This is a genomic window from Roseibium sp., from assembly GCF_965276855.1.
In the GTDB taxonomy this organism is placed as follows: domain Bacteria; phylum Pseudomonadota; class Alphaproteobacteria; order Rhizobiales; family Stappiaceae; genus Roseibium.
The window spans coordinates 2,077,641-2,097,500 of sequence record NZ_OZ255700.1; the positions used below are offsets into that span (position 1 = coordinate 2,077,641).

Annotated in this window: 17 protein-coding genes, 1 tRNA gene and 2 rRNA genes; 4 read left to right on the forward strand and 16 right to left on the reverse strand. The window is 55.0% G+C overall.

Translation table 11 applies throughout. The features are described from left to right. The first annotated feature begins 53 nt into the window (after positions 1-53). The 3 genes from ACQY4Z_RS09495 (at position 54) to ACQY4Z_RS09505 (ending at position 3,082) form a co-directional block, all read left to right on the forward strand. Positions 54-1,148, forward strand: coding sequence for a cobalt-precorrin-5B (C(1))-methyltransferase (locus ACQY4Z_RS09495; protein WP_428528715.1), 1,095 nt, complete (start codon positions 54-56; stop codon positions 1,146-1,148). Further along, on the forward strand, positions 1,138-1,893 hold the full coding sequence (locus ACQY4Z_RS09500) for a cobalt-precorrin-6A reductase (RefSeq protein ID WP_428528717.1): 756 nt from the start codon (positions 1,138-1,140) through the stop codon (positions 1,891-1,893). Before ACQY4Z_RS09495 ends, ACQY4Z_RS09500 begins: the two co-directional genes overlap by 11 nt. Before the next feature lie 130 nt (positions 1,894-2,023). Beyond that, positions 2,024-3,082: a glycoside hydrolase family 5 protein gene (locus tag ACQY4Z_RS09505; RefSeq protein WP_428528719.1), complete on the forward strand. Its 1,059-nt coding sequence runs from the start codon at positions 2,024-2,026 to the stop codon at positions 3,080-3,082. Between the two features lie 15 nt (positions 3,083-3,097). On the opposite strand, the gene ACQY4Z_RS09510 is transcribed toward ACQY4Z_RS09505, so the two are convergent. Genes ACQY4Z_RS09510 through ACQY4Z_RS09525 form a run of 4 tightly spaced genes read right to left on the reverse strand, consistent with a single transcriptional unit; the run spans position 3,098 to position 6,400 of the window. Next, positions 3,098-3,892, reverse strand: coding sequence for a methyltransferase type 12 (locus ACQY4Z_RS09510; RefSeq protein WP_428528721.1), 795 nt, complete (start codon positions 3,890-3,892; stop codon positions 3,098-3,100). Continuing rightward, positions 3,889-4,947 carry a glycosyltransferase family 4 protein gene (locus ACQY4Z_RS09515; protein ID WP_428528723.1) on the reverse strand — a complete coding sequence of 353 codons (1,059 nt, stop codon included), beginning with the start codon at positions 4,945-4,947 and terminating at the stop codon, positions 3,889-3,891. Before ACQY4Z_RS09515 ends, ACQY4Z_RS09510 begins: the two co-directional genes overlap by 4 nt. Before the next feature lies 1 nt (position 4,948). Then, positions 4,949-5,347, reverse strand: a complete 399-nt coding sequence (locus tag ACQY4Z_RS09520) for a 6-pyruvoyl trahydropterin synthase family protein (protein WP_428528725.1) — start codon at positions 5,345-5,347, stop codon at positions 4,949-4,951. A gap of 9 nt (positions 5,348-5,356) precedes the next feature. After that, positions 5,357-6,400, reverse strand: coding sequence for a zinc-dependent alcohol dehydrogenase (locus tag ACQY4Z_RS09525; protein WP_428528727.1), 1,044 nt, complete (start codon positions 6,398-6,400; stop codon positions 5,357-5,359). A 97-nt stretch (positions 6,401-6,497) separates the two neighbouring features. On the opposite strand from ACQY4Z_RS09525, the gene mdoH reads away from it, so the two are divergent. After that, positions 6,498-8,330: a glucans biosynthesis glucosyltransferase MdoH gene (gene mdoH / locus ACQY4Z_RS09530; RefSeq protein ID WP_428528729.1), complete on the forward strand. Its 1,833-nt coding sequence runs from the start codon at positions 6,498-6,500 to the stop codon at positions 8,328-8,330. A 59-nt stretch (positions 8,331-8,389) separates the two neighbouring features. Here mdoH and ptsN read toward each other — a convergent pair whose 3' ends face one another. The 12 genes from ptsN to ACQY4Z_RS09590 form a co-directional block, all read right to left on the reverse strand. Beyond that, the gene (gene ptsN, locus ACQY4Z_RS09535; protein ID WP_409685860.1) at positions 8,390-8,857 is read right to left on the reverse strand and encodes a PTS IIA-like nitrogen regulatory protein PtsN; all 468 of its coding nucleotides are present in this window, start codon (positions 8,855-8,857) and stop codon (positions 8,390-8,392) included. A 68-nt stretch (positions 8,858-8,925) separates the two neighbouring features. Beyond that, positions 8,926-9,513, reverse strand: a complete 588-nt coding sequence (gene hpf / locus ACQY4Z_RS09540) for a ribosome hibernation-promoting factor, HPF/YfiA family (RefSeq protein WP_040451389.1) — start codon at positions 9,511-9,513, stop codon at positions 8,926-8,928. Positions 9,514-9,815: 302 nt separating this feature from the next. Then, the gene (rpoN, locus tag ACQY4Z_RS09545) at positions 9,816-11,378 is read right to left on the reverse strand and encodes an RNA polymerase factor sigma-54 (RefSeq protein ID WP_428528732.1); all 1,563 of its coding nucleotides are present in this window, start codon (positions 11,376-11,378) and stop codon (positions 9,816-9,818) included. An 82-nt stretch (positions 11,379-11,460) separates the two neighbouring features. Then, positions 11,461-12,243, reverse strand: coding sequence for an LPS export ABC transporter ATP-binding protein (gene lptB / locus ACQY4Z_RS09550; RefSeq protein ID WP_428529498.1), 783 nt, complete (start codon positions 12,241-12,243; stop codon positions 11,461-11,463). A 97-nt stretch (positions 12,244-12,340) separates the two neighbouring features. Further along, positions 12,341-12,922, reverse strand: coding sequence for an LptA/OstA family protein (locus ACQY4Z_RS09555; RefSeq protein ID WP_428528734.1), 582 nt, complete (start codon positions 12,920-12,922; stop codon positions 12,341-12,343). Further along, on the reverse strand, positions 12,919-13,566 hold the full coding sequence (gene lptC / locus ACQY4Z_RS09560) for an LPS export ABC transporter periplasmic protein LptC (RefSeq protein ID WP_428529500.1): 648 nt from the start codon (positions 13,564-13,566) through the stop codon (positions 12,919-12,921). The genes ACQY4Z_RS09555 and lptC overlap by 4 nt, the downstream gene beginning before the upstream one ends. 64 nt (positions 13,567-13,630) lie before the next feature. After that, a complete protein-coding gene (locus ACQY4Z_RS09565) occupies positions 13,631-14,251 on the reverse strand; it encodes a ribonuclease D (protein ID WP_428528736.1) in 621 nt (206 codons plus the stop codon). Between the two features lie 136 nt (positions 14,252-14,387). Continuing rightward, positions 14,388-14,663 (reverse strand): cytochrome c, encoded by a 276-nt coding sequence (locus ACQY4Z_RS09570; RefSeq protein ID WP_428529502.1) that lies wholly within the window; start codon positions 14,661-14,663, stop codon positions 14,388-14,390. 309 nt (positions 14,664-14,972) lie between these two features. Beyond that, on the reverse strand, positions 14,973-15,371 hold the full coding sequence (gene cueR, locus ACQY4Z_RS09575; RefSeq protein ID WP_428528738.1) for a Cu(I)-responsive transcriptional regulator: 399 nt from the start codon (positions 15,369-15,371) through the stop codon (positions 14,973-14,975). 559 nt (positions 15,372-15,930) lie between these two features. Continuing rightward, a tRNA-Met gene (locus ACQY4Z_RS09580) sits at positions 15,931-16,007 on the reverse strand. A 245-nt stretch (positions 16,008-16,252) separates the two neighbouring features. Beyond that, positions 16,253-16,367: ribosomal RNA gene (rrf, locus tag ACQY4Z_RS09585) — 5S ribosomal RNA — on the reverse strand. 445 nt (positions 16,368-16,812) lie between these two features. Beyond that, a 23S ribosomal RNA gene (locus ACQY4Z_RS09590) occupies positions 16,813-19,539 on the reverse strand. Between the last annotated feature and the right edge of the window lie 321 nt (positions 19,540-19,860).

Below are 19,860 nucleotides of genomic sequence, written 5' to 3' on the forward strand. Positions count from 1 at the left end.
ACATTTCATCTCTCGATCTGCGCATTTTTGAAAAACTCGGTTATAGACAATTCATGGTCAGACCTGACGGCAAAGAATTGCGGCGCGGCTGGACGACGGGGGCATGTGCCACGGCGGCGGCGAAGGCTGCCTACCAGGCTTTGCTCACGGGTACGTTTCCGGATCCAGTCGAGATAACCTTACCGCAAGGCAGAACCACGGACTTCGTTCTGACCCGCCACGCATTGGCTGACGGATGCAGCTTAGCCACGATTACGAAAGATGCGGGCGATGATCCGGATGTGACCCATGGCGCCGAAATCACGTCAACTGTCAGGCTTCTGCCAGAGGGAAGCGGTGTCCAGTTCAAGGCCGGGGTCGGGGTTGGCACCGTTACCCGGCCCGGCTTACCGATCCCGCCGGGTGAACCTGCAATCAATCCGGTGCCCCGCCAGATGTTGCAAACTGCCATTGAGGAAGTGACCCGCCTTTACGGCGGCACTGGCGATGTCGAGATCGAAATCTCGATTGCCGGCGGCGAGGAATTGGCTTTGAAAACCATGAACCCGCGCCTTGGCATCGTTGGCGGATTGTCGGTTCTCGGAACAACCGGGATCGTGCGCCCGTTCTCCTGCGCAGCGTGGATCGCATCCATCCATCGCGGGATCGATGTCGCGCGTGCAACCGGGCTTGAGCATGTCGTGGGCGCAACAGGCTCTATGTCGGAAAAGGCCGTGCAATCCCGTCATGACCTCGACGACAGCGCCTATCTCGACATGGGCGATTTTGCCGGCGGGCTCCTGAAATACCTGCGCAGTCACCCGGTCCCGAAAATCACCATGGCCGGGGGCTTTGCCAAGTTCACCAAGCTTGCCCAAGGTGCGCTCGACCTGCACTCGGCCCGGAGCTCGGTCAGTTTTGAGTTCCTTCAGGACTTGCTTCGTGAGGCCGGCGCCCCAACCAGCCTCATCGCCCATGCTGGAACATCGAATACGGCGAAGGAAGTACTCGATATGGCGGCGGCAGAGGGGATCAATCTGAGCGCGCCTCTTGCAAAGCGTGCAAAAACAGCGGTTCGAACAGTTCTGCGGGATGCGCCTGTCGACGTGGAAGTGCTTGTGGTCGACCGTCAAGCGCACATCATCGGGGAGTGCGGATTTGACAGCTGATCAAACGCACGTTCTGTTACTGGCCGGGACATTCGAGGCCCGCGCACTTGCAAAAAAACTCCTGGGTAGATTTCCAACGGTTCGCCTAACAGCGTCCTTCGCGGGCGCTGTGAAAGATCTGCCCGACCTTGGTGTTCCGACGCGCATTGGCGGGTTTGGCGGCGTTGAGGGGCTTTGCCAATACCTTCAGACCGAGAAGGTTTCGCTCATCATCGATGCAACGCACCCGTTCGCAGCTCAAATGAGTCGGAACTCCTTCCATGCAGCGGAGCGCAAGAACACTGCTATCCTCCGGCTCGAGCGACCTGCCTGGCAGCAGATGCCGAATGATCTTTGGAACCCGGTTGCCTCCATGGATGACGCTGCCGATGCCATTCCCGACGAGGCTCGTGCCTTTCTTGCTGTCGGCCGAAAGGAAATCGCAACGTTTTACCGGCGCGGCGATATCATCGGCACCGCCCGGATGATCGAACCACCTCCCGTTCCGTTGCCGGATCACTGGTCGCTCGTGCTCGCCCGCCCTCCTCAGTCGGCTGAAGAAGAAGTCGAGCTGTTCAAGGAAAAAGGCATTACCCACGTCGTGACCAAGAACAGCGGCGGAACGCGAGCCTATGCAAAAATCGAAGCAGCGCGGCAGATGCAGCTCCCGGTCATAATAGTGGACCGGCCCGAACTGCCGTCAACGGATACTGCAGCTACGGTCAACGACGTGCTCGACTGGACCGACAAGTTTCTAAACACGTGATCCCGCGGCCGAGATTTCCAGGGAAACAGCAAGCTGCAAACAACAGGTTTTTCTTGCAGGCGAACCAATAATCGCGCTTTAGTTGCACTCCAATAACCTGGCACCAGATCACGCGATCGGCAGATGTTTGATGAACACGCTCAATGCCGCCCTGGCCACTGCCTCGATCCTGCTTTTGATATTGACCGGCACTATCACAGCATCAAGCGCTCAGGAACGGACCTGCCTGCGCGGTGTCAATATCGCCGGTGCCGAGTTTGGCGGCTATGAAGGGCCCTATGGGCAAAGCTACATCTACCCTTCAGATGCAACACTAGCGTGGGCGGCCTCCCGGAAAATGACCGTAATCCGTCTTCCGTTCCGCTGGGAACGTCTCCAGCCGGAGCTGCATGCGGCACTGGATCACGCCGAGCTCGCCCGCCTCAAGCAGACGGTGACCAACGCCAAACAACACGATCTAACAATCATTCTGGATCCGCACAATTTTGCTGAATACCGCGATGTGAAAATCGGTCAGGAACCAGTGACGGTGGAGGCCTTCGCAGACTTTTGGCGCAAACTTGGCTCGGAATTTTCCGGTGACCCGCGTGTCCTCTATCTTTTGATGAATGAGCCGGAGGGTGTCACGGCAACCACGTGGTTCAAGGCCGCCCAAGCAGCAATCCATGCGATCCGGGGCGTTGGTGCGGACAACCTCGTCCTTGTTCCCGGCACCATTTGGACCGGGGCCTCTCATTGGTTCGATGTTATGCCCGGAGGATCCAATGCTGACGTCTTCAAGGGCATCGCAGACCCGGCAAACAACTTCGCCTTCGACATTCATCAGTATCTGGACACGGATTTTTCTGGCAGGAACGCCACCTGTCCGCGAACCAAAGATGCCCTGAAGGCCCTTGAAGCGGTGACGATATGGATGCGGCAGTCCGGATTTCAGGCGCATCTCGGCGAGTTCGGCGGGACAGCGTCGCCCGATTGCCTGAACGGTCTTGCGAAAGTGGCGGCTTACATCAATAACCAGAGCGACGTCTGGATCGGTTGGACAGCCTGGGCCGCCGGTGACTGGTGGGGAGACTACGTCTTGTCCCTCCAACCAAAGGATGGGATCGATACCCCGCAAATGACGGTCCTCAAGCCGTTTCTAAACAATTCAGATGGCTCCCGCGCGGCTTGCGGCACAATTTCAAACTAGGTTTGAGAGACGGCCTCAGGCGGGCAGCGCGGCAAAATCCAGATGGCCAACTGTCATAGTGAACGTGCCGTCCGCGATCTGCGAGCGGCGGCTTTCCAGCCAATCATCAGCCTTGGATTTCCCAACGCCCTGTTTCACGCCAATCCCGACCCAGCCGGGCAGGAATTCAGCCAGAAAGTCCGCATGCTGTGGGCCAATCATCCAATCGGATGTACCGCTGACCACCCTGTATCCCCTGGCTTCAAAGAGCGTAATTGCCTGTTCGGCAGCTTTGGGGCCAAGCGCCGGACCAAATCCCTTGTCAGTCTTCTGGTCGCGGTTCATCGCATCACAGAGATCCTGATCGAGCGGTTCAGCAGGGCTGAAACCAGTCCGGCCATCATAGGTCAGACAGGCCAAAAACGGCTTTTTGGATGAGACGATTGCTTCGACAAGTTGCGTCAGAAATTTTTCCGAGACCAAGTCAAGGAATGCAGATGTCGTGATCGCATCGACCGCGTCAAACGGGAGTTCCTTAAGGTTGGCCGCTAGATCGATTTCCCGAGTTTGAAGCGACCCAGGTTTTGTCGCGTAGTCACGGCTAGCCGCCACCGACAGAAGATCGGCATCGTAGTCGGACAAAAACCAATGAATGTCCGGTTTTGCACCTGCCAAAGAAGCAACGGTCGAACCTGCACCGCTTGCAAGGTCCAGGATTTTTGGGGGGGCAGCCGACAAGGCTCCGAAAAACGCAGCTTCGACATCATTGTTGCGGGCCGCAAGGTCCAGAGGCTCGCGCAAGGCCAACCAAGTTGCTGAAAATCCGCTCACTGCGCCACCTTCTCAATCACTGTCTCGAAAACCCTCACCGCGTCCTCCCAGCTTGGCAAGGAATGAGCGGCCTGCCGGGCCTCTGTGGCAAGGCGTTCCCTAGCCTCGGCATTAGACATAATAGTGGTAAGGGCAGCGGTTAAAGCCTGCACATCTTCCACGCCGCAATAGATCGCCCCCCCGACCGAGAGGGTGTCCTTAACCGCTCCAGCACCGCTGCCGATCACCGGCAAACCATGCGCCAGCGCTTCCGCATAGGCCATGCCGTACCCCTCATAACGGCTCGCCAGAACGAAAACGTCCGCCGAGCAATAATAATCGCTCAGCTTTTCCTGCGGTACCGCCCCATGGAACGTGACGCAGCCGGTCAGCTCCAGACTTTTAATCTGTTCCTTTAAGGCCGCGACACAGCCCGGATCCGCCTCCAGGCCGCCAACGACATCGAGATGCCAATCCATCTCTTTCAATTGGCTTAGCGCCCCAAAAAGAAGATCGTAGCCTTTCCTTTGTGTCACGGTTCCGATGGACAAGAGCCGCGTTGCACCTGCTGACGCTTTGCTCCTTTGAGTGGGAAGCTCCGTGCCCGGAAGAGCAGTACTGATCGCATCCTTTGAGATCCCGAACAGGTCCTCGATTTGAACCGCCGTCGCCGGACTTGTCACGATCACATGACGGGCATGACTGAGAGCTGCGCTTTCGCTAGCTTGCAGCCGCGCGGCGACGTCGCTAGGCAAGCCATTTTCCCGGCAGAGCGGGTGGTGAACAAGGGCGATCAGCCTCAGTCTCTTGCCGTGCTTTTCAGCGGCCTGATCCATAACGCCGTAGGCCAGGCCATCGATAATGACCACAGTATCGTCCGGGAGAGCAGAAAGAGATGCGCCAACGGCCTGGAGAGTATTTCCTGATGGGAAAGGAAACCCCGGTCCAAACGACAGCGGCCTTACATCCCAGCCGTTGGCAGCAAGACCGGCGATTACGCGCCGGTCATACCCGTATCCGCCCGTGAGCGTTTGAAGATCACCGGGATAGGCAAACACGAGCCATTTGTCCGGCATGTCAGATCTTTGCCTCGTACCATGCACGGGCAACATGAGATTCAGAGATCGTCACCCGGATGGACGCAAGCTCGCCGCCCTTGCGGCCAAGCCGGTCCTGCCGCGCTGCCTCGGCCAGGTGATCATGGATGTGTTTGGTCAGGAATTCCGTGGTCGTATTGATCCCGGCAAACGCGGGCACCTCATCAAGGTTCTTGTAGTTGAGCGGCGCCAGCACTTCCTTGAGCGCTTCATGTGCACGGCCGATATCGATCACAACACCGTTTTCATCGAGTTCTTCTGACAAAAAGGCCGCGTCTATGACAAATGTCGCTCCGTGCAGCGCCTGTGCCGGACCAAATAGTTCCCCTTTGAAGGAGTGGGCAATCATCACGTGATCGCGAACTTCTACAGCAAACATATTATAATCCTAAGTTCCTGAGTTTTCTGCCAAGCTGGCGTCAGCATTGTCGGCTTGGTCATAAACGATGACCGCAGCCAAGACATCTGATGCCTTGTTCAATATTTCGGGAACGCGCACTGCCGCGTCTTCAAATGGGATTTTGTGGCTGATCAGAAGATCCAGACGTGGATCATCCAGTAGGGAAAGCGCCAATTCCATGCGCCGCCGGTAAGTCCAGCGCGCCTGCCGTTCGGCCGGAATAGTGCCCACTTGGCTTGAGATCAATTTGATCCGGCGGCTATGAAAATCTGCTCCGAGCGGCACCCCGACGGTCAAATCGCCATACCAGCTCATTTCAATGACCGAGGCGCTGTCACCGGCGCTGGAAAGCGCCGTTGTCAGCCCAGCTGCGGTCGCACTGGTGTGGAACACGAGGTCCTGGTCCCGCGGTGCATCCCCTGGAAGGCTAAAACGAAAACCAAGGGCGGATGCCATCTCAGCGCGACCCGGATTGATATCCACCAAAGTCACCGTTGATCCGGGGATACGGTTGCACACGTAAGCTGTCAGGAGTCCGACGACACCGCCGCCGACCACGCAGATGTGATCCCCAGGTGATGGCTTTCCATCCCATAAAGCATTGAGAGCGGTTTCTAAATTGGCCGCAAGCGTCGCCCGCTCGGCCGGAATGGAAGCAGGCACAGGGACACAGGCATCCGACGGGAGAGTGTAGAGATCTTGATGCGGAAACAGCGAAAAGACGAGCTTACCTGCAAGTTCAGCGTCTCCGTCAATGACGGTTCCCACGCTGGCGTAGCCGTACTTCACCGGGAAGGGAAACTGTCCCTCCTGAAAAGGCGCACGCATGCGATGCCGTTCTGTTTCCGGAACCGCACCGCGGAGAACAAGCCCTTCGGTTCCCCGGCTAATCGCACTGTTCAAGGCTTTGATCAGAACCTCTCCCTGCTGCGGCTTCGAGAGCACAGCCGGCCTAACCGCACACCCACCGTCGCCGACATACCAAACGGCATGAGCTTCATGGAGATCAGCTTCTTTAGCGGGAGTTGGCATTCTGCAATTTCTCCGAACCGTGACACGCTTTTGCCACCACATCCACTTATCGCTACGCCCATTCATGCCATGTTTGCAAGGATTGGAAGTCCGAAAAATGTTGCAAGTCATTGATAAACCTAACCCGGCATTGTCCAAAACGTCCATGACCGGTCGCCGGGTTCTGTTCGCCTTCCTGTTGGCGGCAAGTTTCGTTGCCTTGTCGGCGTTAATGTTCGTGACATTATCACCCGGCGGTCACACGCCTTTGGACTTCTTTATCCTTGCCTGTTTCATGGTCACACTTCCGTGGACCATTATTGGTTTCTGGAACGCTGTGATCGGTCTTCTGGTCATGCGGTTTTCCAAGGACCCGGTGGCGGCCGTATGCCCGATCGCGCATGGAGACGCGTCTCAACCGATCTCCAGCTCCACAGCACTCCTTTCCTGTATCAAAGATGAGGACGTCGACTCGCTGGAGACCAATCTCACCGCGATGGCCAGCAATCTGATCCGTGCAGGCTCCGGGCCTAACTTCACACTCTACGTTTTAAGCGATACGTCCCGGGACGAAACAGCGCAGCAAGAACAGCAAATGTCGGCACGGCTGTCTGCCCGGTTTTCTGGACAAATGGATGTCATTTATCGGCGCCGGACTGAAAACACTGCTTTCAAAGCCGGCAACATCGAAGATTTTTGTGAACGTTGGGGAGATCGTCACGAGTTTGCGATCGTGCTGGATGCGGACAGCTACATGTCCGCCTCAGCGATCATCGATCTGGTACGGCGCATGGAAGTCAATCCGCAGATCGGTATCCTTCAAAGCCTCGTGGTTGGGCTGCCGACAGATAGCGCCTTTGCACGGATTTTCCAGTTTGGGATGCGTCTTGGAATGCGCTCCTACACGATCGGCAGTGCATGGTGGCAGGGAGATTGCGGGCCCTACTGGGGGCACAATGCCATCTTACGTCTAAAGCCGTTCAAGGAGCATTGCAAGCTGCCAGTTCTACCTGGAACAGGCCCGTTGAGCGGTCCGGTTTTGTCACATGACCAAGTCGAGGCTGTTCTGATGCGCCGCGCCGGATATGAAGTCCGTGTCCTGCCGCAAGAATGCGGGAGTTATGAGGCCAATCCGCCACACCTCTTAGAGTTCATCCGCCGCGATCTTCGCTGGTGCCAGGGCAATTTGCAGTACCGTAAACTGCTTGGTCTAAAGGGCCTTAAGCCCGTCAGCCGTGCTCAGTTGGTCCTCGCCATCCTGATGTTTCTCGGGTCACCCGCCTGGATCGGATTTATGGTGGGGGCTGCAACCCTTGGAATGACCACGGATTACGCTCCTTATCGGGCGGATACCGGCGCTGTTTTGTTTTTCTCCGTGCTGACAATGGTTTTTGCACCGAAGCTGGCAACTGTCGCGGATATCATTGCACGCACGGATCTTCGAAAAGCGTTTGGCGGCCCCATCCGAATACTGCTTAGCGTGATGGCTGAGATCGTCTATGCGGCCATGCTTGCGCCTATCATGGCGGTTGCTCACACCGTCTTCATGGCTGGTCTTGCTTTCGGAAAATCTATTGGTTGGGGTGCGCAAGCACGTGGTGTTGCGCGCTTGCCGGTCTTGCTAGTCGTCTCCAAACTCTGGCCGCAGACCCTTTTCGGTGCAGCTGGCCTTGCCTGGATCGTTCAGCAACCCATTGATCTGGTTTGGCCGGTCATCCCTGTCGCGGTGGGGCCACTGCTTGCCACGATACTGGCCGTTATGACCTCGACGAAAACGCTAGGTACCTTGGCAATCCGGTCCACACTCTGGCGGATCCCCGAGGAGACCGCCCCTCCTGCCGAGTTACTGCAGCTTCAACTGCCGGCTTTGCAAAAAGGCAGAGGGGCCGAGTTTCAGCCGCAGGACTTGCCGACAGCTGCCGCCGAACCTGAACCCGTCGAAGCGCGCTGATCAGGCACACAGCCACGCTCAGAGGTTTCAGTAATCTCAGTGTGGCAACGCTTGGCCTATCAGGCAGCGTTAGATGACGCTATTGGCTGGGTGAGAAGTTCATAAATGTCTTCAGCTTCAGCTGCAGACCGGATCCCTTCAGTGACCGCCGCATCACGCAATTGCCGCGCAATGCGGGCAAGTGCCTTTAAGTGGTCAGCTCCGGCGCCTTCTGGCGCCAGAAGTAGGAACACAAGATCCACCGGCTCTTCGTCGAGTGAATCAAAATCGACCGGCTTGTCCAGACGCGCGAAGACCCCGACAAGGCGGTCTAGACGGATAAGCTTGCCGTGCGGGATTGCGATACCTTGTCCGACGCCAGTGGAACCAAGCCGCTCACGCTGCAGCAACGTATCAAAGACTTCCCGCTCAGAAAGACCGGTCAGTTCAGCCGCCTTGGCTGCCAACTCCTGGATCGCCTGCTTTTTGCTCTTGGCTTTCAGCCTGGAGATAACCGCGTCTTTGCTCAGAAGATCACTAAGATCCATTCCTTCGCCTATCCGTTTCGGGCGCCGGCTTCCCGCTTACATGGAAGCCGGACCCTAGCGCATCAGTGTTATTCTGCGGCGGCGTTTGCCACCAGTGCAGGGTCTATCCACCCTATATTGCCATCCGCCCTGCGGTAGACAACGTTGACACCACCATTTGCCGCATTTTTGAACATGACAACCGGAGCTTCCGTCAGATCAAGCTCCATAACGGCCATGCCTACGGTCATCGTTTTCACTTTTGCAGATGTCTCTGCAATGACCAGCGGATTGAAATCTGCCGGGACTTCCTCGTCTTCCTCCGGCGAGGCCAACACGTAGGACGCTGCTTCGAACGCCTCGCGGCCGTTGCCGTTGTGACTGTGATGATCCTTCAGTTTACGCTTGTAACGGCGTAATCGTTTTTCGATCTTGTCAGCAGCTTGATCAAAGCTGTTTCTAGGATCCTGATCCTGAGCTGAAACTTGCAGCACAATTCCAGTGTCCAGATGCACGGTGCACTCGGATTTAAAACCCGTACCCTCCCTGCTCAGCGTGACGTGGCCAGTGAAACCGCCCGTGAAGTATTTCGAAAGGGCGTCTTCGATTCGGTCTGTGATATGGACACGCATTGCGTCACCAACATCAACATTTTTACCCGAAATCCGCAAAGCCATGGGGACCTCTTCTTTTTCTATTGACCGACAGGTCACCGGCGGAACCGCCGGTGCGGAAACGAGAAACGTTTCACACCTACACAATGGACCAGTCAGCGCTAAAGTGCCATCCCCCTCATAGTCACAAGGGCGGTCCTATAATCGGCGCCTGCATGAGAGTCAATCGTCTCATGAAATGGGAAAGAATCCGATAAAACCAATACAGAAAACGGGGTAATATTGCGAAAAACGCAAAATAAACCGATGTTTCTTACAGTACACACCAAAAAAACCAGAAAGAGTTCGGCTGAATTCCCGGACGTTTACATCTTTGCGTTCTTTTCCCGCCGCCGTTGGACGGAAGAGCCGATTTTCATGGCCTCGCGATATTTTGCGACTGTGCGGCGCGCAATATCCACGCCCTCATCTTTGAGGACCTTCACGATGGTGTCATCGGAAAGAATCGCCTTTGGATCTTCCGCGTCGATCATCTGTTTAATCTTGTGGCGCACAGATTCGGCGGAATGCGCATCATCGCCGACGGTCGCGGAGATTGCCGAGGAGAAAAAGTACTTAAGTTCAAAAATGCCACGCGGTGTCGCCATGTATTTGTTGGACGTCACCCGACTGACCGTCGACTCGTGCATTTCGATCGCTTCAGCAATCGTTTTCAAATTAAGCGGGCGGAGGTGCGCAATTCCATAAGTCAGGAAACCATCCTGTTGACGCACGATCTCGGTGGCGACCTTTAGAATTGTCTTGGCCCGCTGGTCCAGGCTTTTCGCGAGCCAGTTTGCGGTTTGCAGAGACTCCGTCAGGTATTCTTTCTCGGTCTCATTGCGGGCTGTTTTCACGACACGCGCAAAATATGTCTGATTGACTAGAACCTTCGGAAGCGTATCGGAGTTCAGTTCGACCGCCCAAGTGCCGTCGTTGGCCGGGCGCACGAAAACATCTGGAACCATTGGCTGGACCAAAGCGCCGCCAAATACAGAGCCGGGTTTTGGATCCAAGGCTCTGATCTCGTGGATCATATCCTTGAGGTCTTCTTCGTCGACACCACAGATTTTTTTAAGCGCCGCAAGTTCCCGCTTGGCAAGCAACTCAATATTGACGATCAACGCTTCCATTGCCGGGTCATACCGGTTCTTCTCAATCAACTGGAGCTTGAGACACTCAGCCAAGTTTCGGGCAAAAACGCCCGCCGGCTCGAACGTTTGCAGGATACTCAGAACACTCTCAACACGTTCTGGCTCAACACCGAGTTGCTCAGCGGCTTCAACCAAATCGAGATAGAGGTATCCGTTTTCATCCACTGAGTTGATCAGGTGACCGGCAATCAACTTGTCCACCTCATCGGATATCGAGAGGTTCATCTGCTCCTCTAAAGAAGTGGTTAGAGACCCCTCTTCGGCGACAAAAGCTTCAAGATTGTAGTCTTCGGAGGCCGCGCTCGACCCCGCATTCTTGTAGCTGTCGCCACCCTTCAGCTGAGCCGGATCCGGAGAGGCCGGCACTCCAGGCTCATCCGGAAACACGTTGCTCAGATCTGTATCCATCCGCGAGGCAATTGCCTCTGCGCCGGTTTCCAAATCGCTCTGCATCCAGTCGCCGCTGCCAGGCTCGCTATCGCCGCCCGCAGACGTCTCTGGCCGTTCCGTGCGGACATCACCGGGGGCTTCAGACTGGGTATTGGCATCGCTGGGAGCACTATCACCTGTATCGGCCTCCCCTTTTTCCAAAAGCGGATTGCGTTCCAGTTCAGCCTCGACATAGGCAACCAGATCGAGATTGGACATCTGCAGCAGCTTGATCGCCTGCATCAACTGCGGCGTCATGACAAGCGACTGGCTCTGTCGCATCTCCAATTTGGTTGATATTGCCATTGATGTCCCGGGCGCTCGTCAGGTTCGGTTGGTCTGCTTCTTGCTTATGATCACAAGATACAAACTTGCACGCGCCTTGTCATCAAAGGGTAAACTGCTCACCAAGATAAAGTCGGCGGACATCTGGATTGGAGACGATGTCGCGCGGAAGCCCTTCGGTCAGAACCTCTCCGGCAGCAATAATATAGGCCCGGTCGATCAGCCCGAGCGTCTCACGGACATTGTGATCCGTGATCAAGACGCCGATACCGCGTTTGGTGAGATGGCGGACAAGCTGCTGAATGTCACCGACAGCAATTGGATCAATCCCCGCAAACGGTTCATCGAGCAGCATAAATGATGGACGGCTTGCCAGAGCGCGGGCAATCTCCACGCGCCGGCGCTCACCGCCAGACAGCGCGATACTCGGAGACTTGCGCAGGTGGGTCAGCCCGAACTCCGCCAGAAGGGAATCCAAATCTTCCTTGCGCTGTTTCCGGTTCGGCTCGATCACCTCAAGGACCGCACGTATGTTCTCTTCCACAGTCAATCCACGGAAGATGGACGCTTCCTGAGGCAAGTAACCAATCCCGAGCCGGGCCCGGCGGTACATCGGCATCCGGGTTATATCGAAGCCTTCGAGATAGATCTTGCCCTGGTCCGGCCGGATCAAGCCCGTGATCATGTAAAAGGTCGTTGTCTTGCCGGCGCCATTGGGGCCAAGCAGACCGACGGCTTCCCCCGGGCGGACCATTAAACCGACGTGTTTCACGACTTGACGCCGGCCATAGGTTTTTCCGATCCCATCAACCACAAGTGCGTTGGACAGATCGTCCGCCGGTGCCGTCACACCTGAAAGGCCATGTTCAAAATCGTAATTGTCCATAGGGGGCCGATTCACTGGTGTTCCATCCGTTTGTACCGCTGCCGGTATCTACAAAAGTCATTAAACACTGAAATGTCTTACCGATGACTTTCCGGCGTCATTGCTGGGTATTCGGCACTGAATTGGGAAGGATGCGCACCTTGACCCGTCCACTGTCCGCCGGCGCATTCAAGTTGGCTTGGCCGGTTTTCAGGTTCACGGTCAATTGATTGCCAACAACAACATTGCCGCCCTGTTTCAAGACGACTTCCTTGCCGGTCATGACCATGACTTCCGTTTTCATATCGAAGTTTGCAGCGTCCCCGGTCGCGGTCTGGTCCTTTGAAGAAATATGAACGCCACCCGTCGCTTCGAGCCGCGAGATTTCCTGTTGGGCCGGAACAGCTCCCCCAGTGCTGTTCTCATTCCCAGCAGCTTGACCATCGCCGTCGTAGAACACCTTCAATTGCGATGTCTCAAGACGGGTGTCCCCCTGGATCACCACAACATCACCAATGAACGTCGCAACTTTCGTCTGGTCTTCGACCTTGAGTTCATTGGACTCGATTTCAATCGGCTCGCCATTGCTGGACCCAAAGCCCGCGAATGAATCGGAAAAAGTTTGAGCAGATACAGGTGCAATTGCCAGCATCAACACCGAACTTGCGATCAAGCCGCGTCTATAGACCGATTTCATCATTCGCTTTCGTCCTTGCTCGCCCGGTAGAGGATCAAATTGACCCCTTCTTTGAACCAAACGATCTCTTTGTCTTTGTCGTAGTCGATTTTGCCAGCGGTCAACTGAGCTTCACCAGAAGCGATCGTGATCGGATCGTCAGATGACAAAGCCCCTGTTTTCAGATCGACGTCCACTGTCTCAACATCGACTGTATAGCCTTCGCTCCAGTTCAGCTGCACCCCCTCATAGAGGCGCAGGGTTTCCTCAGCGTTATTATATATGCCTTTGAGGGAAATTATCCGCGCGCCCTCATCTGGGGCAAGAACGATATCGGCACGGATTTCCTCCAAATCGATGATCCTCGGATCCGTCAGACGCTGTATCGCCTTGCGTGCAGTCACTTGATAGGAGCGTTCGCCATCATTGCCGGACAGTTTCGGATGGTCCATTACGATCCCATCGCTGGTCAAAACGAGATTGGCCGCACCGAAAGACCCCAGCACATTGAACACCACCACAGCGCCGATCATGCCGGCCAAAATGAGCAGCCCAATTGCGGGAAACAGAAAACGCAGAACGCGCACCAGCGAGCTGTGCCGGCGTGCGGATCGCTGGACCCTGCTTTCCATGTCGCGGGAGATAAGTCCGCCGAACTGTTGGTTCACTGCGCTCAAAGGCAACTCCAGCACTCCCAAACCGGTCACGCAGCGTGCCGGCGGCGGCCTTTACTCAGGAATGAGCAAAAATGTCGTTTTCTTCCCAACCCTTAAGATCGAGTTCTGCTCGGACCGGCAGGAAGCCAAAACAGGCATCAGCGATATGTGTCCGCTCTTCACGTTCCAACATCATCTCAAGTTTCGCCTTCAGATCATGCAGGTGTAGTACGTCTGATGCAGCATAAGCCAACTGCGCATCGGACAGTGTCTCGGCTGCCCAATCTGAGCTCTGCTGCTGCTTCGACAGTTCAACCCCCAGAAGCTCGCGGGTAATGTCTTTCAATCCATGGCGGTCGGTATATGTGCGGACCAACTTGGACGCTATTTTCGTGCACCAAACCGGTTTCACTTCAATCCCCAGATAGTGACGAAGGACCGCCACGTCAAACCGTGCAAAATGAAAAATCTTGGGCTTGGAAGGATCGCTAAAGAGCGTCGTCAGATTTGGCGCTTCGGTTTGCCCCCGAGCGATTTGGACCACATCGGCAGATCCATCTCCTGGAGACAACTGCACAACGCACAAGCGATCGCGATGCGGGTTCAGCCCGAGTGTTTCTGAATCTACTGCCACAGCGGATGCCATTTCATAGGCACTCAGGTCTGGCAAGTCGCCTTTGTGGTAGCGGATTGTCATATAGCCATTTCCTTCTGGAGTTCTCTCGGACGGGATGCGTATATCGATGTACGCATAACCCGGCACGTCTGGTCACGTAAATCATGACGCGAACCGGCGCAAGTGCCTGAGTAAAACGTAACAAGCATCCCGTTCGTTAGCTTTTAACCCGAAACGTCTCGTGGCAAGTCGTAGAGGTTTTAGCGAGACGCCCGAACGCTGCCGCTATAAGGTCAAGATCGGCTCTTCCATGAGCTGTGCCGGCAAGATTCAGCGCTGCTGTTTCCATGTCATTGGCATAGAGCGCAAATTTCTTCCACTGTGTCAAAATGAGGGAGCTCGCTTCAGTTGGCGAAATCCGGCTCCCCAGCGGAAATTTCCGTGTCAGATTTCCACCGATGTTGCCCGCGATGATCCCAGCAGCACTAACAATTTTCGACGCATCACAGGGCGTTTGGCCTCGAAGAGCTCCTGCCCAACTTGCTTCATGTTCGTGCCGAACTCTTCCATGGCATCAATCCGCTCTTTGGAAAAACCCGTCGCGCCCCGTGGCGTATGCCAGCAAGATGATTGCAACCAGCGTCGTCGCGGAGCTCGATATTACATTTCTGATCTTAATTAGGAGCCTTCAGGTGTCTTTGCTACCCCGCGCACTTGCAAGCGGAGTTCCATGAAACCTATACGCATTGACTCACACAACGAGGACAGTTGCAGTCTCTCGTTTGCCATATTAGAGGACCCGCTATTTGGTCGAAATAGATCCCGCCAGATCATCAATGATCGGACAGTCCGGACGGTCATCACCCTGGCAACTCGCCACCAGGGACTTCAGGGTTTTCTTCAAGGATTTGAGTTCGTTGATCTTGGCATCAATCTCGTCGATCTTCAGCCGCGCGATCGCTTTGACATCGGCACTCGCCCGATTGCGATCATCATAGAGCGACAAAAGCTCGCGGCATTGATCAATGGTGAAACCGAGACCTCGCGATCGCTGTATGAACGCCAACCGCTGGACATCCGTCTCAGAATAGTCCCGGTAGCCATTTTCAGAGCGCAACGGAGCAACCAGTTTGATGTCTTCGTAGTATCGGATCGTTTTGGTTGGCAGCCCACACTGTTTTGCAGCGTCACCAATATTCATGGCTGTTTCCTTACTGTTTAACAGCATCTCCAATGTTCACGACTATTTCCGCACCCTTGTGACCTCACCATTGTAATGGTTTTAATCTTACCAATAGGCCCGATAAGTGCATCGCAGAGGGGTCCAGCAATACCGGACAGAACTGGCGGCAGCAACCGGTCGCACCCGATCAAAGGCCTGTTTTATGCAGGCAGCATCCGTACCAGATCTCGTTTTTCCAGGAACATGGCATCGCCAACTGGGTGCCAGTGCTTGGTGTTTTACGATTTTGTTGCGGGGTCAGAATTTGGAGTTTATAGCCCGGTTGCGTCGGGCGGAGGCGTCCTTCCGTGAACCCAAATCAAATTCAGCTCTGTATCCGCTTAACCAATGTAAAACCCGGCTTTGGGGCCGGGTTGTATTAGTGTTTGCGGGCGTAGGCTTTGTGTTTTTTGCCTTTTGCGTCTGGGGCAGTCCTGCTAGCTGTGCTGGTGCTGGTGCTGGTGCTGGCTAAGGGTGTGCCCCATATCCGCGGCTGAATACACAAAAGGCCGCCCTTTTGGGCGGCCATTTTTGTATTTGGTTGCGGGAGTAGGATTTGAACCTACGACCTTCAGGTTATGAGCCTGACGAGCTACCGGACTGCTCCATCCCGCGTTATTCATTTGCGCTATCGCCCTTCGGGCTGCTTGAGCGCGTCCCGTTTCCATGTGGATACGGCACAGTAATTCAAGAAGACCGGGTTTTTGCGCCGATTTGGGACGTTAGTTCCGAAGCGCAGCTGAGGCAAGGCCAAGTGGCCGCCACCCGGTCAGGGGGCCCTCGCGGAGGTTAGGGCCTCTTGGCCCGCTCAACCGTGAGCGCTTTATCGTTTTGAAGATGTATTTATCTGCACTTTGCAGGCCTGGCAGCGACCTACTCTCCCACACCTTAAGATGCAGTACCATTAGCGCTGGGGAGTTTCACGGCCGAGTTCGGGATGGGATCGGGTGGGGGCTCCCCGCTAGAGCCACCAGGCCGGCGAAGGGCAGATAAATTGTAAAACTGGTCTTGTTGTTTAGCCCTCACGGCCGCACCGCGCATGACTGCGCTGGCCTGCGGGAACGCGGCCTGACCGGCCGGCGCACGCTTGTGCTTGCGAACCTTTCGGTTCGACGTCATTTCCCTTGAGAATCTAAACTGGTCTTATTTGTTTGGTCCTCACGGTTGAGCGGGCTGACGCCCTGACCTGCGGACGGCGCAGCCTGTCCGGCTGGCGCGCGTTGCGCTTGCGAACCTATTGGTTCGTGATCTTTTTCCATGAGAACTGGTCGTTTGATAAGTCAAAACGCACTCAAGTAGGCCGAAGGCCGTTAGTGCACTAAGACTTATCTTTTCAAAGCGCCTTTTGGCGCTTTTAAAACTCGTGCTCAAGTAGGCCGAAGGCCGGTAGCACAAGTAAAGATGAACATTGACTAATGAGAGGATCAAGCCGAACGAGCTATTAGTAAAGCTAAGCTTCATGCATTGCTGCACTTCCACACGCTTCCTATCGACGTGGTGGTCTTCCACGGCTCTTCAGGGAGAACTGGTTTTGAGGTGGGTTTCCCGCTTAGATGCTTTCAGCGGTTATCCCGTCCGTACATAGCTACCCTGCAATGCGGCTGGCGCCACAACAGGTCCACCAGAGGTACGTCCATCCCGGTCCTCTCGTACTAGGGACAGATCCTCTCAATTCTCCTACACCCACGGCAGATAGGGACCGAACTGTCTCGCGACGTTCTGAACCCAACTCACGTACCACTTTAATTGGCGAACAGCCAAACCCTTGGGACCTGCTCCAGCCCCAGGATGTGATGAGTCGACATCGAGGTGCCAAACAATGCCGTCGATATGGACTCTTGGGCATCATCAGCCTGTTATCCCCGGCGTACCTTTTATCCGTTGAGCGATGGCCCTTCCACGAGGGACCACCGGATCACTATGGCCGTCTTTCGACTCTGCTCGACTTGTCAGTCTCGCAGTCAGGCAGGCTTATGCCATTGCACTCAACGAGCGATTTCCGACCGCTCTGAGCCCACCTTCGCGCGCCTCCGTTACCATTTGGGAGGCGACCGCCCCAGTCAAACTACCCGCCACACACGGTCCCGGACGTTGTTGCGCCGCGGTTAGATATCCATAAGGACAAGGGTGGTATTTCAAGGATGACTCCACCTCTGCTGGCGCAAAGGCTTCAACGTCTACCACCTATCCTACACATGTCATTACGAATACCAGTGTGAAGCTGTAGTAAAGGTGCACGGGGTCTTTCCGTCTGACCGCAGGAACCCCGCATCTTCACGGGGAATTCAATTTCACTGAGTCTATGCTGGAGACAGCGGGGAAGTCGTTACGCCATTCGTGCAGGTCGGAACTTACCCGACAAGGAATTTCGCTACCTTAGGACCGTTATAGTTACGGCCGCCGTTTACTGGGGCTTCAATTCGGTGCTTGCACACCTCCTCTTAACCTTCCAGCACCGGGCAGGCGTCAGACCCTATACGTCGTCTTGCGACTTCGCAGAGCCCTGTGTTTTTGATAAACAGTCGCCACCCCCATTTCTGTGCCACCTATACCTGGTTGCCCAAGTACAGGTCTCCCTTCTCGCGAACTTACGGGAGCATTTTGCCGAGTTCCTTCAGCATAGTTCTCTCAAGCGCCTTGGTATACTCTACCAGTCCACCTGTGTCGGTTTCGGGTACGGTTTATACGGTGGAGCTATTTCCTGGAACACCTTCGCTGCACCCCCAATCCAATAAGGAGATACAACACACGGCATCCGTCACTACCACCAAGTACAGGAATATTAACCTGTTTCCCATCGACTACGCCTTTCGGCCTCGCCTTAGGGGCCGACTAACCCTGCTCCGATTAGCGTTGAGCAGGAACCCTTGGACTTTCGGCGAGGGAGTCTCTCACTCCCTTTATCGTTACTCATGTCAGCATTCGCACTTCTGATATCTCCAAGAGCCCTCACGGGTCTCCCTTCGCAGACTTACAGAACGCTCCGCTACCGCATGCACTTAAAGTGCACACCCGCAGTTTCGGTGTATGGCTTGAGCCCCGGTACATTTTCGGCGCGGAGACCCTTATTTAGACCAGTGAGCTGTTACGCTTTCTTTAAATGATGGCTGCTTCTAAGCCAACATCCTGGTTGTTTTGGGATCTCTACATCCTTTCCCACTTAGCCATAACTTAGGGACCTTAACTGGCGGTCAGGGTTGTTTCCCTCTCCACAATGGACGTTAGCACCCACTGTGTGTCTGCCGGATAGTACTTCTCGGTATTCGGAGTTTGGTTAGGATCAGTAAGGCGGTAAGCCCCCATAGCCCATCCAGTGCTCTACCCCCGAGAGTATTCATCCGACGCTCTACCTAAATAGATTTCGCGGAGAACCAGCTATTTCCGAGTTTGATTGGCCTTTCACCCCTAGCCACAGCTCATCCCCGACTTTTTCAACAGGCGTGGGTTCGGTCCTCCAGTGCGTGTTACCGCACCTTCAACCTGGCCATGGCTAGATCACTCGGTTTCGGGTCTAATCCAACGAACTAAAACGCCCTATTCAGACTCGCTTTCGCTACGCCTACACCTACCGGCTTAAGCTTGCTCGTTAAATTAAGTCGCTGACCCATTATACAAAAGGTACGCTGTCAGGCACAAAGCCCTCCAACTGTTTGTAGGCATCCGGTTTCAGGAACTGTTTCACTCCCCTCGTCGGGGTACTTTTCACCTTTCCCTCACGGTACTTGTTCGCTATCGGTCGACAAGGAGTACTTAGGCTTGGAGGGTGGTCCCCCCACGTTCAGACAGGATTTCACGTGTCCCGCCCTACTCGAGGACTATAGATCTTTCTACCTGTACGGGGCTATCACCCACTAAGGCCCGACTTTCCAGACGGTTCCAGTTCTTAATCTACAGCCACTGGCCTGGTCCGCGTTCGCTCGCCACTACTAGCGGAGTCTCGGTTGATGTCCTTTCCTCCGGGTACTTAGATGTTTCAGTTCCCCGGGTTTGCTCCCTTGCGGGTACTCCATACGGAGTGGGTTGCCCCATTCAGAAATCCATGGATCAAAGCTTATTCGCAGCTCCCCATAGCTTATCGCAGCGTATCACGTCTTTCATCGCCTCTTGTCGCCAAGGCATCCACCGAATGCCCTTAAGACACTTGATCACTCTCATTATCAATGTTCATCTTTTTCAAGAGCCTCAAAGGCTCTTAAAAAGATCATTTATTTGTGCGCTACCATGCTTCGCATTACTTGAGCGCGTTAAACACTCAACAAACACCAAAACAAACGGCACAAATACGTTTGATTCAAACCAGATCCAGCATGGGCCCCTTTGTAAAAACCCAAGCCTTCAAAGGCTCAAACACAAACAGATCTTGATAATTAAGACCAGTTTCACGAGATTTTTCCGACAGTCATGCGGTCAGGCCTGACTACCTACTTAATCGTAGATCCCTTTAAAGCACTCAAGTAGGCCAATGGCC

Excerpts from the sequence above, each read along its gene's own strand:
- ACQY4Z_RS09515 (WP_428528723.1), bottom strand. The coding sequence starts at position 4,947 with ATGCCGGACAAATGGCTCGTGTTTGCCTATCCCGGTGATCTTCAAACG.
- hpf (WP_040451389.1), bottom strand. The coding sequence starts at position 9,513 with ATGGCTTTGCGGATTTCGGGTAAAAATGTTGATGTTGGTGACGCAATG.
- ptsN (WP_409685860.1), bottom strand. The coding sequence starts at position 8,857 with ATGGATCTTAGTGATCTTCTGAGCAAAGACGCGGTTATCTCCAGGCTG.
- rpoN (WP_428528732.1), bottom strand. The coding sequence starts at position 11,378 with ATGGCAATATCAACCAAATTGGAGATGCGACAGAGCCAGTCGCTTGTC.
- lptB (WP_428529498.1), bottom strand. The coding sequence starts at position 12,243 with ATGGACAATTACGATTTTGAACATGGCCTTTCAGGTGTGACGGCACCG.
- ACQY4Z_RS09520 (WP_428528725.1), bottom strand. The coding sequence starts at position 5,347 with ATGTTTGCTGTAGAAGTTCGCGATCACGTGATGATTGCCCACTCCTTC.
- ACQY4Z_RS09525 (WP_428528727.1), bottom strand. The coding sequence starts at position 6,400 with ATGCCAACTCCCGCTAAAGAAGCTGATCTCCATGAAGCTCATGCCGTT.
- ACQY4Z_RS09495 (WP_428528715.1), top strand. The coding sequence starts at position 54 with ATGGTCAGACCTGACGGCAAAGAATTGCGGCGCGGCTGGACGACGGGG.
- ACQY4Z_RS09505 (WP_428528719.1), top strand. The coding sequence starts at position 2,024 with ATGAACACGCTCAATGCCGCCCTGGCCACTGCCTCGATCCTGCTTTTG.
- mdoH (WP_428528729.1), top strand. The coding sequence starts at position 6,498 with ATGTTGCAAGTCATTGATAAACCTAACCCGGCATTGTCCAAAACGTCC.
- ACQY4Z_RS09555 (WP_428528734.1), bottom strand. The coding sequence starts at position 12,922 with ATGATGAAATCGGTCTATAGACGCGGCTTGATCGCAAGTTCGGTGTTG.
- cueR (WP_428528738.1), bottom strand. The coding sequence starts at position 15,371 with ATGAATATTGGTGACGCTGCAAAACAGTGTGGGCTGCCAACCAAAACG.
- ACQY4Z_RS09565 (WP_428528736.1), bottom strand. The coding sequence starts at position 14,251 with ATGACAATCCGCTACCACAAAGGCGACTTGCCAGACCTGAGTGCCTAT.